This is a genomic window from Enterococcus spodopteracolus, assembly GCF_030441955.1.
Taxonomy (GTDB): domain Bacteria; phylum Bacillota; class Bacilli; order Lactobacillales; family Enterococcaceae; genus Enterococcus_B; species Enterococcus_B spodopteracolus.
The window spans coordinates 381,280-395,606 of sequence record NZ_JARJHD010000001.1; the positions used below are offsets into that span (position 1 = coordinate 381,280).

The window sequence follows — 14,327 nt, forward strand, 5'->3', positions numbered from 1 at the left end:
AGTGGGAAAACCAATCATATCATTCGATCAAGTCGTAAAAAGCTATGATGATGAAACAATTTTGAAGAATGTCAGTTTTGAGATCGAACAAGGGAAATTTTATACATTGTTGGGGCCTTCTGGTTGTGGGAAAACAACGATTTTACGAATCATTGCAGGATTTACGGAAGCAACCGAAGGAGATATTTATTTTGAAGGAAAGCGCCTAAACGATCTACCGGCGAATAAGCGCCAAGTCAATACGGTTTTCCAAGATTACGCCTTATTTCCTCATATGAATGTATTTGATAATGTTGCATTTGGATTGAAAATTAAAAAAATGCCTAAATCAGAAATCGAAAAAAAAGTCAAAGACGCATTACGTATGGTGCAATTACCTGGGTATGAAACGCGGGAAATCAGCGAGATGTCAGGGGGACAGCGCCAACGGGTAGCCATCGCGCGAGCCATCGTCAATGAGCCGAAAGTCTTGTTATTGGATGAACCGTTATCAGCTTTGGATCTGAAGCTACGTACCGATATGCAATATGAGTTGCGCGAACTACAACAACGTTTAGGGATCACCTTTATTTTTGTGACACATGATCAAGAAGAAGCGTTAGCAATGAGTGATGAGATTTTTGTGATGAACAAAGGAAAAATCGTCCAAAGTGGTACTCCTGTGGATATTTATGATGAACCAATCAATCATTTTGTGGCAGATTTTGTTGGTGAAAGCAATATCGTTAATGGAGTGATGATTGAAGATAATTTGGTTGAGTTTGTTGGCAAACAATTTGAGTGTGTCGATGGTGGGATGCGCGTCAATGAACCAGTTGAAGTCGTCCTTCGTCCAGAAGATTTGACGATCACTTCACCGGACAAAGGAAAATTAGTCGTGACAGTGGACACTCAACTATTCCGTGGTGTCCATTATGAGATCATTTGCTATGATGAGCAACAAAATGAATGGATGGTCCACTCAACGAAAAAAGCGCGTGAAGGGAGTCAAGTCGGCTTAGCCTTTGAACCAGAAGACATCCACGTTATGCGTTTCAATGAGTCAGAAGAAGACTTCGATGCACGTTTGGAAAGCTACGAAGAATAGGGGGAGAGAATATGAGAACAATGCGTAGGATCTATTCCATCCCTTATGTTTTGTGGCTTGGATTATTTGTGATCGCGCCTGTTTTGATGATCATCTATCAATCTTTTTTTGATATGAGTGGTCAGTTTACATTAAGCAATTATGCTGCGTACTTTACTTCAGGAACTTACATCGCCATGACGATCAATTCGGTATGGTATGCGTTCTTGATTACATTATTCACATTGATGATCAGCTACCCAACAGCTTATTTTTTAACGAAATTGAAACATAAGCAATTATGGTTGATGTTGATCATATTACCGACATGGGTCAATTTATTGTTGAAGGCATATGCCTTTATAGGGATTTTCAGTATCAATGGAAGTGTCAACCACTTTTTCGAGTTTGTCGGCATTGGCCCGCAACAGATTTTATTTACTGATTTTAGCTTCTTATTCGTAGCGACATATATCGAGATTCCTTTCATGATCATGCCGATTTTTAACGCTTTAGAAGAAATGAATCCTTCGTTATTGAGTGCTAGCAAAGATCTAGGAGCAAGTAATTTTGAAACCTTTCGCCGAGTGATTTTTCCTTTGTCGTTGAATGGTGTGAAAAGTGGGGTACAAGCAGTTTTCATTCCCTCACTATCCCTTTTCATGTTGACCCGTTTGATTGGCGGAAATCGAGTGATCACGCTAGGTACAGCAATCGAACAGCATTTCTTAGTGACGCAAAATTGGGGCATGGGTTCAACGATCGGTGTGATTTTGATCATCGCGATGTTCGTTGTGATGTTACTAACTGGTGAGAAGAAAAAAGGAGGTCGCTCATGAGAAAAAAATTCAAATGGTCGTATCTCTATCTAACAGTTGTTTTTCTATTATTGTATTTACCGATTTTTTATTTGATTTTTTATTCCTTCAATGAAGGCGGAACGATGAACAGCTTTACCGGCTTTACTTGGGAGAATTATCAAGCGGTATTTGAGGATACACGACTGATCATCATCGTATTGAATACATTTATGCTGGCGTTCTTATCGGCTTTGATTGCAACGATCATCGGGACATTTGGCGCGATGGGGATCTATTACACGAAAAAACGTCAAGCACGAACGGCGCTATTGAGCATGAACAATATTTTACTTGTTTCTCCCGATGTGATCATCGGTGCGAGTTTTTTGATTTTCTTTACCTTAATCGGCTTTGGGTTAGGCTTTCAAAGTGTTTTGCTTTCCCATATCGCTTTTAGTATCCCAATCGTTGTTTTGATGGTCTTACCAAAATTGCAGGAAATGAACGATTCGATGGTGGATGCAGCGAGAGATTTAGGGGCGAATAATTTCCAAGTAGTAAAAAATATCATTTTACCGTTTTTATCTCCAGGAATCATTGCCGGCTATTTCATGGCATTCACGTATTCTTTGGACGATTTTGCGGTCACTTTCTTTGTGACAGGGAACGGCTTTACTACTTTATCCGTTGAAATCTATTCAAGAGCGCGGCAAGGAATCAGCTTAGAGATCAACGCATTGAGCGCACTTGTCTTCCTATTCTCGATGGTATTAGTGATCGGTTACTACTTTATTAGTAAAAAAAACCGACCAAAACGATTGAAAAAAAATCGCCGCAACCGTGAGGAGGTGGCTCGTTTACGATGAAAAAATTACAGTCTTTGCTGATCGGTATTATCTTGATCATTGGTGTATTGCTTGTCAGTGTTCGACAATTAGAAAAAGCGAGCGGAATGAGTGGAGCGAAAATCGTGACCATTTATAACTGGGGAGACTACATCGATCCTAGTTTGATCACGAAGTTTGAACAAGAATCCGGTTATAAAGTCAATTACGAAACATTTGACTCGAATGAAGCAATGTTTACCAAGATCCAACAGGGCGGAACCAATTATGATATTGCTATTCCTAGTGAATACATGATCCAAAAAATGATTGAAGAACAACTTGTCATGCCTTTAGATCATAGTAAGATCAGAGGCTTGAACAATATCGATGATCGCTTCTTGGATTTGGATTTCGATCCTGATAATAAATATTCGATTCCTTATTTCTGGGGAACACTGGGTATCGTGTATAACGATAAAGTGTTCGATGAAGAAGCAATCAAGCACTGGGATGACCTTTGGAAACCAGAATTGAAAGACAGCTTGATGTTGATTGATGGAGCAAGAGAAGTGATGGGCCTATCTTTGAATAGTTTAGGGTATTCTTTGAATAGCAAAGACATGACCGAACTGAACGAAGCAGCTCAAAAATTGAATAAAATGACGCCAAATGTCAAAGCAATCGTTGCAGATGAGATCAAAATGTATATGATCAACGAAGAGGCATCAGTAGCTGTGACTTTCTCAGGTGAAGCAGCAGATATGATGTATGAAAATGAACATTTACATTATGTGATCCCAACCGAAGGCTCAAATCTTTGGTTTGATAACATCGTCATACCAAAAACAGCTAAAAACCAAGAAGGCGCCTATGATTTCATCAACTTCATGCTCGATCCGGAGAATGCCGCACAAAACGCAGAATATATCGGCTACTCCACACCAAATAAAGCTGCCAAAGCTTTGCTACCAAAAGAAATCTCCGAAGATGAACAATTTTATCCATCTGATGAAACGATTTCGCATCTTGAAGTTTACGAAAATCTCGGTTCGGAATACTTAGGAATCTATAATGATTTATTCTTAGAGTTTAAGATGTATCGGAAATGATAGGAAAACTCAAGGAACAAAAACCACTGTTTTCGTACTTTTGAACGCTCAGTTTTCCAAATTTCTACCAAGAGCGCCTTTTTAGGTGCTCTCAGACTGTAGACAAACTCCTAAATTTGGAGTGTTGTTTGCAGTTTTTTTGTTTTATACTATTGTATAAACTATTTTGGGAGTGATTCTAATAATGAGAAAACAATCGATTGAAGGTAGAAATCAATTTGCTATGTAAACAATTGATGATCTTGTACCTAAAGATACTTAGTTCGAAAGATTGATGCTGCAATTCAGTTTGATTTCATTTATCCCATTGTAGAATTACGTATTCGACCTATGGTCGTCTCAGTATTGATCCAGTGGTCTTAATTAAATTAATATTTATCCAATATTTATTTGGTATCCGTTCGATGAGACAGACCATTAAAGATGTTGAAAAAAATGTTGCTTATCGTTGGTTCTTAGGTGATTCATTCGAGGATCCTATCCCGCATTTCCCTACTTTTGGTAAAAACTATGTTCGAATATTTAGAGAAACAACTTTATTTGAAGATATTTTCTTTCATATTCTAGAACAAGCTGTAAAAGCTGACTTCGTTACGGAAGACAACCTTTATATTGATTCTACTCATATTAAGGCAAATGCTAATAAACATAAGTTCACAAAAGAAATGATCTATGGTCAAGCTAAAGCTTATTAAGATGAATTAGAAGATGAAATAAAGAAAGAACGTATTGCTGTAGAAAAACATCCTTTTACGTGGACACAGAAAGTGAGTTGAGTCTTCAAAAAATAAGTCATTCAGATCCAGAAAGTGGCTACTATGTTAAAGATGAACGAGAAAAACAATTTGTTTATTCCGCGCATACTTCCTGTGAAGATAACGGTTTTATCTTATCTACATTAATTACACAAGGAAATGGACATGAGAGCCAAGTCGCAATCGATCTGGTTAAACAGTCGAAAAGAGCTTTTCCAAATATAAAGCGCGTTGTCGCTGATGCAGGATATAAGACACCTAAATTTGTTCATTTTCTGTCACACACTCTACCCGATTCTTCCATATACTGTACCTCATGGAGTAAAAGGAATGTTTCATAAAAAAGACTTTGTTTTTGATTCCTATTTTGACTGCTATTTATGCCCCAATAATCAACCGTTGTTATTTTCAACTATCACTCGTGATGGTTATCGAACCTATAAATCAAATCCAAAATTATGTAGGAGTTGTCCATTACTTGAAAACTGTATTTTGAGTACAAAACATCAAAAAATAGTAACTCGACATGTTTGGGCGGATCTTATGGATGAACTTGAACACCAACGCCATAAGGCGTTGAATAGAGAAATTTATAAAAAGAGAAAATAAACCATTGAACGAATAGTTGCAGATGCAAAAGAAAAGCATGGTATGCATTGGACGAAATATCGAGGTCTTGAAAAAATCGCCACGCACTCGATGCTTACGTTTGCTACCATGAATTTAAAAAAACTAGCCACATGCTATGGAAAGCAAAAAAGCCTATGGCTTTTTATTTCAAATTTCTACAATGACTAACAAAAAGAGTTGGCAATTAAGCCACTCCTTTTTGTCTACAGTCTGACAACAGATCATTCCAAAGTAATTCTTTGGAATGATCTGTTATTTATATTAAAAGGATGGGCTATTTTTAACGAAATTTTTAAGTCTTTTTTTTCAATTCTCAGAAAAGATGGGCGAGCGGAACGCTTTTCAAACTGTATACTCATTTTAGCAACTAGAAAATAGGAGGGATACTATGGGAATCAGCCAACGTATCAGGAAAATATTGAATCAAACTCAAGAATCAGCCGTCACTACTGAAAGTCAAGAACCTTCTTTAGACCAATTTGATGAAAATATCAGAGGTGAATTAGCAAAGTATCTAAAACGTCAAATACCTAGAGTTATGACATCAAGCAAGAAGGCTGCTATTGAACGTCTGCAGCATGCACAATCAATTGCAATATCCTGTGAAAAAAAAGATCAAAATGTGTTAGCCACTCAAATGACCGAGTACTTTAAAGATAATTTCTACTTAACCGATTATCTGCATGTCTGGTTAAATATCGATAAGGAAAAGCTCCAAAAATTCGAGGAGCAGAAAAGCCGAATAATAGAAGCAAATGATAATGCAGATATTTTCACACGATTGATTGAGTCATTAAAAGAAACGATCGTTACACGAAAAGAAATCCTTCTTATCTGCTTGGATAAACCGGAATTTAATCGAAAGCTAAACGATGAAGCAAGAGTGGAAGTAATTGAACGAGTAAAAACGGGCTACTTTAATCTTGATCCAATGCTCGAAAAATATATGGAAGAGAAAGATAAGCAAGAAGTCTCTGCACAAATAATGAATTCAAAGGGAGAGCTAATCCAACATCCCCTAACTGAAATGGCATTAAAAATAAATGACCCAATTCAACAAGAAGCTAGGACTAGAAGAATCGGGATACTTGAACCTCTAAATCGGAAGATAACGATCATGGAAAAGCCATTAACTAAAGACCAGCTAAACAAACATAATCCATTATCGTCAAAGATTGCTGTGAGCAAAGAGAGTGCAAACAAAAATAATAAAAAAGTAACTATAAAAGCAAATCGGAAAATAACCGTTTATCTAAATAACTGGAAATCACCGAAGAGTAGAAGACGATTCGTCTTTATTCGACGACAAATAAGAAAGCTTAATTTCAAAAATCGCCAGAAAATCAGTCTTTTAGTACAGCAAGCAAAAGCGGACAAAAAAGCGAGTAAAAAAGTAGGTGATTATTTTGGGTACCACCGTTAAGCCTACTAGCAAATGTCTAAAAGGTCTCATATTGAGTGATTTCTTTATTGGTAAACAACTGCAACGATAGCCGTTTTACTTTTTCTTAAAGAATTATCCTAACAAAAGACAAATATTATAGTGAAAATTCTTCAAACTTTTCTTCTATTCTATATACATACCAACCAACAACCCTATACTTTTTCATTTTTACTCCTCAAGTAAAAATAAACTCCTAGACCGCGGCTACCCACCGCGGTCGCTTTTTTGTTCTATAATGAATTCCTGTGAATCTGCCACCGTTATCCTTAGATTTTGCTATTGTAAACGCTTGCTTTAAGTTAGAAAATAAAGAAGTAAGTAAGAACCAAAAGATAATTGCTAGGATCGAGCAGATCGAACAATCAGTGAAAGGGGAATAAAGATGATCAAAAAAGCAGTAAAAATGAAGTTGTACCCAGGATACGAAGCAGAGTACCTCAAAAGACACAATGAATTGTGGCCGGAGATGCGTGAAATGTTGGCTGAACATGGTGCGCGCTCTTATTCGATTTTTCTTGATCCAGAAATAAATACTCTTTTTGGGTATTTAGAGATTGAAGATGAAGAAAAATGGCGGCATGTATCAGAAACAGAAATCAATCAAAAGTGGTGGGTGTTCATGGAAGATCTGATGGAAACAAATCCAGACCATTCGCCAGTAACTGTCGAATTGAAACATGTTTTCGATTTATATCAACAAGTCTAGAGTAAAACCGCTGAAAGCAGGATATAAAGCCAGCTTTCAGCGGTTTTGTTTAAAAGGGTGACAGGAGCGAGTCTATTGATTATTTTCGATTTCTTCTAACTCAAGACTCAAGTTTTCCCATTCAGACAACTTTTCTTCTTGTAGTTGATGTGCTTCATCAAGCGCTTGATTTAATTCATTCAATTTGACATGATCATCTAATACAGCAGGAGAGACCATCTGTTGTTCGAGTTCTTCCACTGTTTCTTCTAGTTGAGCCATATCTTCTTCGATTTGCGTGATTTTACGTTGCAAGCTCCGCATCATTTTTTGTTGTTCTTTGCTTTGTAAGTAAGTGGACTTGTTGGTTGAAATCGTGCTGATTTCAGGTTGTTCAGCTGCTAACAGTTCCGCAATTTCTTCTTCTTCTTTTTTCTTTTCTAAATAATAATCATAGTCCCCCAAGTAGACTTTGCTTCCGTTTTCTGAGAGTTCAATGACTTTAGTGGCGATACGATTGATGAAGTAGCGGTCATGGGAGACAAAGAGCAATGTTCCTTCATAGTCGATCAATGCATTTTCCAACACTTCTTTATTGTCGATATCTAAGTGGTTGGTGGGCTCATCTAAAATCAAAAAGTTCTCTTGATTCATTGCTAGCTTAGCTAACGCGACACGCGCCTTCTCTCCACCACTTAACAAGGGAATCGTTTTTTCAACGTCTTCACCAGAAAACAAAAAAGCGCCTAAAATCGAACGGATATCTTTTTCTGGAACGGTTGGATGTTCATCCCACAATTCAGCTAGAATCGTTTTATTGGTGTGGAGCTCCGCTTGTCCTTGGTCGTAATAACCAATGCTGACATTCGTACCAAGTGTTTCTTTTCCGCGGATGAAAGGCAGCTGTTGAATAATCGATTTTAGTAAAGTGGATTTGCCGATTCCATTTGGTCCCACTAAAGCGATTGCTTCTTGACGACGGATATCCAAGTTGATTGGTTCAGATAAGATGGTGCCGTCATAGCCAATAGCGGCATCTTCTACTTGTAACACAACATTTCCCGAAGGTTTCGCCACATTGAAGAGAAAATGTGCTTGTTTCTCATCTCCTTGTGGACGGTCTAAACGTTCCATTTTTTCTAGTGCCTTTCGACGGCTTTGGGCACGCTTTGTCGTTGACGCACGGACAAGATTTCTGGCAACAAAATCTTCGAGTTTATTGATTTCTGTTTGTTGTTTTTCATAGGCTTTCCAATCAGAAGCTAATTGTTCAGCTTTCATATCTAAATATCTGGAATAATTTCCTTTATAGTGACGCATCTTTTTCCGACTTAGTTCATATACCTCAGTCGCCACTTTATCCAAGAAATAACGGTCATGGGAGACAATTAGAAGGGCACCGGTATAACTTTGCAAATAGTTTTCCAACCAAGCAAGGGTTTCGATGTCCAAGTGGTTCGTTGGCTCATCCAGGATCAAGATATCTGGATGTTGTAAAAGCATCCTCGCTAAAGCTAATCTTGTTTTTTGACCACCAGATAACGTATCGATTCTTTGTTCGTAAAACGATGGATCAAATTTGAATCCATGTAATACAGAGCGAATTTCATTTTCATAACTATAACCGTTCTTATCAGAAAAATCATGCTGCAATTTATCATATTCTTTCAATAAGGCTTGATAAGCCGGCGTGTCAGGGGTGCCTTCACTGATAAATACTTCAAGGTCACGCATCCGCTGTTCCATCAAGCGTACCTCTTCAAATGCTTTTAGCATCTCATTCCAGACGGTTTCAGTTGAATCTAATCCTGTATCTTGGGCCAAATAACCAAGGGTAGCTGTTTTATTTTTTGCGATATTACCTAAATCAGGCGCTTCAATGCCAGCAATGATTTTTAATAATGTCGATTTACCGGCGCCGTTACGTCCAACTAAAGCGATACGTGCGCCCGTTTGGATCTCTAAGTGGATATTTTCAAATAAAATCTCAGCGCCAAAATGGCGAGCGATTTGATTGGCTTGTAATAGTATCATCGAATCCTCTTTTCTACTTTGTGAATTATCCTAGAATTTCATGGACTTTTTCTATTGTAGTCTACCACAAATTCATAGTTACTGCGAGGTTCTGAGAAGCTAGGAAAATGAGAATAAGAATAAAAATTCACAATATACAAGCAACGAAATTGATTTTTTTGTGTAAGTACTGATATGATGTATAAATCGAGAAGAAATACAGTGGAGGTAATGAAGTGAAAGACCATGTAATTCCAAAGGCAACCGCAAAACGCCTGCCTTTATATTATCGTTATTTAAGAATCTTGAATAATGCAGGTAAGAAAAAAGTTTCATCAACTGAACTAAGTGAAGCAGTCCAAGTAGATAGTGCGACGATCCGTCGTGATTTTTCCTATTTCGGCGAACTAGGAAAACGTGGTTACGGTTATGATGTAGAGGACTTGATGCATTTCTTTGCAAAAACCTTGAATGATGACCAATTAACGAACGTTGCATTGATCGGGGTCGGTAATCTAGGAAGTGCCTTGTTGAAATATAAGTTTCACCAAAGTAATAGTATCCGTGTTAGCTGCGCTTTTGATGTGAACCCAGAAATCGTGGGTCGGATCGTTGATGGTATCCCTGTTTATCCAATGGATGACATGATCGAACAAATCAAGATCCAACAAATCGAAGTGGCAATCTTAACGATACCTGCCGAAAAAGCACAAGAAGTCGTGAATCGTTTGACAGAAGCTGGTGTCAAAGGGATATTAAACTTTACATCTGCTCGGCTAAATGCACCATCCGAAGTATTGATCCAAAATGTCGATTTGACGAACGAGTTACAAACGTTGATCTACTTCTTGCATTCCGATGCATCCTTGCACGAGCATGACGACAACGAATAACCGGAAATAAAGAAGAGTTAAACGTTCAATGACAAACTATTTTTCTGTTCACCAGAAAAAATAGTTTGTTTTTTTATGATCTTTTTTAGAAATGGATTAAAGTAAGAAACGTTTTTCTTCGTTGGCGTCTATTCAATTAGGAGACTGATAGATAAATAACTGAAAGCTTCGATATTTATTATAGTGATACATAGTTTCTGTGTTATAATAATACTTCACCAAAAAAATCGAGGGAACACGGGAGGATCAGTAATGCAGGAATATATCAAGATACATAATGCCAGACAAAATAATCTAAAAGGGTTTGATTTACAAATCCCAAAAAGAAAGATCACGATTTTTACAGGTGTCTCCGGTTCGGGAAAATCTTCCATCGTTTTTGATACGATTGCCCAAGAAGCGGGAAGACAGCTCAATGAAAATTTCTCTAAATTTGTGCAGAATTTCTTACCGAAGTATAGTCAGCCAGAAGCAGATGCCATCGACAATTTATCTATGGCAGTCGTTGTAGATCAAAGCCGTTTAGGTGGAAATTCGCGTTCAACACTAGGAACGATCACAGATATCAATCCACTGATCCGCTTGCTTTTCTCTCGTATTGGCACTCCCCATTTAGGCCCCGCCTGGAATTTCTCATTCAATGATCCTCACGGCATGTGTCCAGCGTGTGAAGGGATTGGTCGGATCGTTGGATTGAATCTAGACAAAGCGTTAGATTTAGAAAAATCGTTGAATGAAGGAGCGATTTTACTTCCAGGCTACAAAGCAGGATCTTGGTTATTGAAGTCTTTCACGAACACAGGTTTTTTTGACAATGATAAGCCATTAAAGGACTATTCAACAGAAGAAATGGAAAAGTTCTTGTATGCTTCAGGAGAAAAAATCGATTCGTTGTATATGGAAGGGATGAGTTCGACCTATGAGGGATTAGTGGCACGTTTCAATCGTTCCAATATCAAAGGGGGCAATGAGAGCTCTGCCGCGACCCAGAAAAAAATCGTAGCGTTCATGGATGAACAAAGGTGTCCAGAATGTCAGGGAAAACGATTCAATCAAAAGGTTTTGGGCTGCAAGATCAACGGATATTCAATCGCAGATTTCTTAGCGATGCAACTGGATGAACTATTAGAAATCTTACCGGGGATCACAGATGAAATGATCCAACCAGTGTTGAGAAATCTCCAATCACGACTACAAGATCTGATCAATATTGGGTTGGATTACGTTTCCTTAGATCGCGAGACAGCGACTTTATCTGGAGGAGAAAGCCAACGAGTGAAAATGGTCAGGCACTTATCTTCTAGTTTAAATGACGTCATTTATATCTTCGATGAGCCTAGTATTGGGTTGCATCCACGAGATGTTCATCGGTTAAATGAACTATTGATCAAATTGCGTGATAAAGGAAACACGGTCATTGTTGTCGAACATGATCCAGATGTTATCAAAGTAGCAGATCATATCATTGACGTTGGACCCAAAGCAGGAAAAAATGGTGGGTATATCACCTATGAAGGTAGTTATGAGGGGTTACTGTCTTCAGATACATTGACAGGAAAAGCTTTTGGACAAATGATAGATTTCAAACAGGAACCAAGAAAAACAGATAGGTTTATTGAAACCTCAAAATCGACATTGCATAATCTTAAAAATACTTCTCTCAGAGTACCATTAGGTGTTTTTACAGTAGTTACCGGAGTAGCTGGTTCAGGAAAGAGCAGTTTAGTGAACAGCGTGTTTGCGAAAGAGTATCCGGAAGCAATCAATATCGATCAGTCAGCTGTTGCAGGGAATATTCGTTCCAACCCAGCGACTTATTCAGGGATCATGAACGATATCCGCAAGGTCTTCTCGTTGGAAAATAATGTTTCTGCCGGACTGTTCTCTTATAATTCAGAAGGGGCATGTGAAATTTGTAAAGGACATGGTCATATCAAAATGGAATTATCTTTTATGGATTCTGTAGAGGTTCTTTGCCAAGCCTGTGGCGGTAAACGATTCAAAGAAGAAGTTTATCAATACAAATTAAAAGAGAAATCGATCGATGAAGTACTAGCGATGAGTGTGACTGAAGCGATGGCATTTTTTGAAGAAAGATCGATTCAACGAAAACTGAAACAAATTTTAGAAGTAGGGCTAGGATATATGACGTTGGGACAACCGTTAAATACATTGTCAGGAGGAGAATGTCAACGGTTGAAACTGGCGAAAGAATTAAGTAAAAAAGGCAATATCTACATTATGGACGAACCAACAACCGGTTTACACATGGCAGACATCAAAAGTATCTTGGCAATCATTGAACGGTTGGTCAATAAAGGAAATACGGTCATCGTCATTGAACATAATCTGGAAATCATGAAGGCGGCAGATTGGTTGATCGATGTAGGGATCGATGGGGGCATTCGTGGTGGCGAGATCCTTTATGAAGGAACACCAGCAAAAATCGGAACTTGTGAACACTCAATCACCGCTCGTTATTTTACGGGAGTTTAACTAAAAAAATCGACAAGTCATTCGTTTGTGGAAAATGACTTGTCGATTTTTTTCTATTGATTAAATAAAGTATCGTAGCTGATTGGATCACTTGATTCATTCAATTGATCCAATCGCTTTGTCAGTTGTTCAAACTGAATAAAGCGGGCTTGTCGCCCGACTTCTTTCCCGAAATGGAAGAGTAAGATCACTGGGGCAGTATATGCTTGGAAGGTGCCAGCTACTTCCGGCACCTCGAAGGCATCTAAATGATACGCTGGGAAAGTATAATGAGTTAATAATTGTTCCAATTTTGGCACTACTGCATGACAAACACTACAATGGGGTGTAGAAATCGCAATCACGACAGTCGGTTCTTCTTGGATAGTTTTTAAGACTTCAGTTAAATCATGGGTTTCTTTCATGGTGATAACTCCTTAAGGTTGCTTCTAGCACATCGCTAATTCGATGGTGAAAAAGTATTCAGTCGTATACAGATAGAAAAAAGGCAAATGACTCTCTTATTTTTTACCTGAATCTTCATCTTAGCTGTGCTAAAAGTAAATCTATATGACGGAGATGTCAATAAAAAAGCTTTTTTTGATTTCTTAAACTTATGAAAAAAATTTAAGCTTTCTTGTATTTTATTGAAGAAAAGCGTATATTGATGGGCGAATGAAGTTCAAATGACAAGGAGAAATTATATGTTTTCGTTTATTCCAAATTCGGTATTGCAGATGGGAACGATTTTTTTATCGATCGTTATCGAAGCCTTGCCGTTTGTTTTATTGGGATGTATCATCTCAGGTGCTTTACAAGTATTTTTGACCCCCGAACGTGTCAAACGATGGTTACCTAAAAATCGTTTTTTATCGATTATTGTTGGGTCTATTCTAGGTTTTTTCTTTCCTTCATGTGAATGTGGGATCGTTCCGATCGTTCATCAGTTTGTAAAAAAAGGGGTTCCTGTACACACCGCATTTGCATTTATGCTCACTGCGCCAATCATTAATCCAGTCGTGATCTTTTCAACTTTTATTGCATTTGGCAATACTTGGAAAATGGCGGGGCTGCGTATGTTAGGGAGTTTTATTGTCGCACTGATCGTAGGTGTCTGGTTGGCCTATATCCAAAAAGGCAGAATCTTGAAGTCTTCATTTGATTCAGCGATGGTTGAGCCTAGCTCCCATATACATGAGCATGAGGAAGCAATCGCACCACAGAAATGGGGACATCGAATCATCCATGTCTTGACTCACTCCATCGATGAGTTCTTCGATACGGGCCGATATTTGATCATTGGGGGGGGGATTGCTGCAGGGATGCAAACCTATTTACCTACGAGAGTGATGTTGACGTTAGGTTCGACAAAGCTATTAGCCATTTTGATCATGCTAGTATTGGCATTCACGATGTCTCTTTGTTCCGAAGCGGATGCGTTTATTGGCTCCTCTTTGTTGAGTCTTTTTGGAACAGCACCGGTGGTTGCTTTCTTAGTTTTTGGACCAATGGTGGATATCAAAAACCTATTGATGATGAAACGTTATTTCAACACACGCTTCATCGTTTCATTGATCGGGCTGATCGCCTTAAGTGTTATCGGCTTTACACTATTTATTTAGGAGGAGAA

General features: G+C 38.2%; 11 protein-coding genes and 1 pseudogene. 10 read left to right on the forward strand and 2 right to left on the reverse strand.

All coding sequences use genetic code 11. The annotated features are described in order from the left end of the window. Window position 1 precedes the first annotated feature (1 nt). From P3R27_RS01780 to rhaM, 7 genes and pseudogenes are all read left to right on the forward strand, one after another. Window positions 2-1,087, forward strand: coding sequence for an ABC transporter ATP-binding protein (locus P3R27_RS01780; RefSeq protein WP_034690297.1), 1,086 nt, complete (start codon window positions 2-4; stop codon window positions 1,085-1,087). A gap of 11 nt (window positions 1,088-1,098) precedes the next feature. Next, entirely contained in the window at window positions 1,099-1,905 is an 807-nt protein-coding gene (locus P3R27_RS01785; RefSeq protein ID WP_034690298.1) for an ABC transporter permease, read from the forward strand. Then, the gene (locus P3R27_RS01790; RefSeq protein ID WP_126134254.1) at window positions 1,902-2,732 is read left to right on the forward strand and encodes an ABC transporter permease; all 831 of its coding nucleotides are present in this window, start codon (window positions 1,902-1,904) and stop codon (window positions 2,730-2,732) included. Before P3R27_RS01785 ends, P3R27_RS01790 begins: the two co-directional genes overlap by 4 nt. Then, window positions 2,729-3,802 carry an ABC transporter substrate-binding protein gene (locus P3R27_RS01795; RefSeq protein ID WP_034690299.1) on the forward strand — a complete coding sequence of 358 codons (1,074 nt, stop codon included), beginning with the start codon at window positions 2,729-2,731 and terminating at the stop codon, window positions 3,800-3,802. The genes P3R27_RS01790 and P3R27_RS01795 overlap by 4 nt, the downstream gene beginning before the upstream one ends. Before the next feature lie 232 nt (window positions 3,803-4,034). Further along, a pseudogene (locus tag P3R27_RS01800) lies at window positions 4,035-5,401 on the forward strand (IS1182 family transposase). Window positions 5,402-5,575: 174 nt separating this feature from the next. Further along, a complete protein-coding gene (locus P3R27_RS01805; protein ID WP_034690300.1) occupies window positions 5,576-6,610 on the forward strand; it encodes a hypothetical protein in 1,035 nt (344 codons plus the stop codon). A gap of 403 nt (window positions 6,611-7,013) precedes the next feature. Further along, on the forward strand, window positions 7,014-7,337 hold the full coding sequence (gene rhaM / locus P3R27_RS01810) for an L-rhamnose mutarotase (protein ID WP_034690301.1): 324 nt from the start codon (window positions 7,014-7,016) through the stop codon (window positions 7,335-7,337). A 72-nt stretch (window positions 7,338-7,409) separates the two neighbouring features. On the opposite strand, the gene P3R27_RS01815 is transcribed toward rhaM, so the two are convergent. After that, window positions 7,410-9,350: an ABC-F family ATP-binding cassette domain-containing protein gene (locus P3R27_RS01815; RefSeq protein WP_126134253.1), complete on the reverse strand. Its 1,941-nt coding sequence runs from the start codon at window positions 9,348-9,350 to the stop codon at window positions 7,410-7,412. 215 nt (window positions 9,351-9,565) lie between these two features. On the opposite strand from P3R27_RS01815, the gene P3R27_RS01820 reads away from it, so the two are divergent. Both P3R27_RS01820 and P3R27_RS01825 read left to right on the forward strand, forming a co-directional pair. Beyond that, complete coding sequence (locus P3R27_RS01820) at window positions 9,566-10,222, forward strand: redox-sensing transcriptional repressor Rex (RefSeq protein ID WP_010734798.1); 657 nt, start codon at window positions 9,566-9,568, stop codon at window positions 10,220-10,222. Window positions 10,223-10,474: 252 nt separating this feature from the next. After that, the gene (locus tag P3R27_RS01825; RefSeq protein ID WP_271525858.1) at window positions 10,475-12,718 is read left to right on the forward strand and encodes an ATP-binding cassette domain-containing protein; all 2,244 of its coding nucleotides are present in this window, start codon (window positions 10,475-10,477) and stop codon (window positions 12,716-12,718) included. A gap of 53 nt (window positions 12,719-12,771) precedes the next feature. On the opposite strand, the gene P3R27_RS01830 is transcribed toward P3R27_RS01825, so the two are convergent. Next, a complete protein-coding gene (locus P3R27_RS01830; RefSeq protein WP_126134252.1) occupies window positions 12,772-13,122 on the reverse strand; it encodes a thioredoxin family protein in 351 nt (116 codons plus the stop codon). Window positions 13,123-13,401: 279 nt separating this feature from the next. Between P3R27_RS01830 and P3R27_RS01835 the strand changes: the two genes are divergently transcribed. Further along, complete coding sequence (locus P3R27_RS01835; protein WP_271525855.1) at window positions 13,402-14,319, forward strand: permease; 918 nt, start codon at window positions 13,402-13,404, stop codon at window positions 14,317-14,319. Window positions 14,320-14,327: the final 8 nt, after the last annotated feature.